Here is a 685-nt window from a genome sequence, read left to right on the forward strand (position 1 = left end):
GCTTGGGGCGATGCGAGGGGCAAAGCCGCCGTTGCTTGCGCCGTCCCGGGCCGGCGAGCCATTTGGGCGGGGCCTTGGAAGCGGATCAGCGCACAGGACGTCGCAGCGTCCGGCTCCGTGTTCTGGCGAGGGGGAATGGCCTGGACGCGAAAGACGATCCGGCGCTCACGGACCAGGCGCTACCTGCGCGGCGCCGCGATGGGCTGTCGGGCCGGTGGCCGGTGCCTCGCGGCGGTGTCGCTGTCAGCCCGTCCGATGCCGGCGGACAGGCTTCGCCTCGGGTCGTGCGGGCAATTCAGATCGCGAAGCCTTGTCGGTGAAAGCGGCCTCGGGCCGCACGCCATGAGCGCCGCGCAAGAGAACGCCCGACGAAAGGCGCGTTCGTCGGCAGGTCATATGGCGGCGGGTCAGACGGCGATCGGCAGGGGCGCTGTCGCCTCGACATGCTCGCGCAGGAGCGCCTCGACGGCCCGCTCGTCCAGGGGCCGGCCGAGGAGAAAGCCCTGCGCGGTGCCGCAGCCAAGCTCGGTCAGGCGCTGGAGCTGCGTTTCGTCCTCGATGCCCTCGGCCGTCGTGTCGATGCCGAGCTCTCGCGCCATGGACAGAACTGCGCGCACGATGGCCGCGGAGCCCACATCCTCCCCGGCATCCTCGCCGGACGCGGCGACGAAGCTGCGGTCGATCT

The 685-nt window shown here is 71.5% G+C and carries 1 protein-coding gene; it reads right to left on the reverse strand.

The annotated features are described in order from the left end of the window. Window positions 1-407 precede the first annotated feature (407 nt). Window positions 408-685, reverse strand: a 278-nt coding sequence (locus NS365_RS23310) for an EAL domain-containing protein (protein WP_153003946.1), incomplete at its 5' end; no start/stop codon positions are given.

The organism is Aureimonas ureilytica, assembly GCF_001475935.1.
GTDB lineage: Bacteria > Pseudomonadota > Alphaproteobacteria > Rhizobiales > Rhizobiaceae > Aureimonas > Aureimonas ureilytica_A.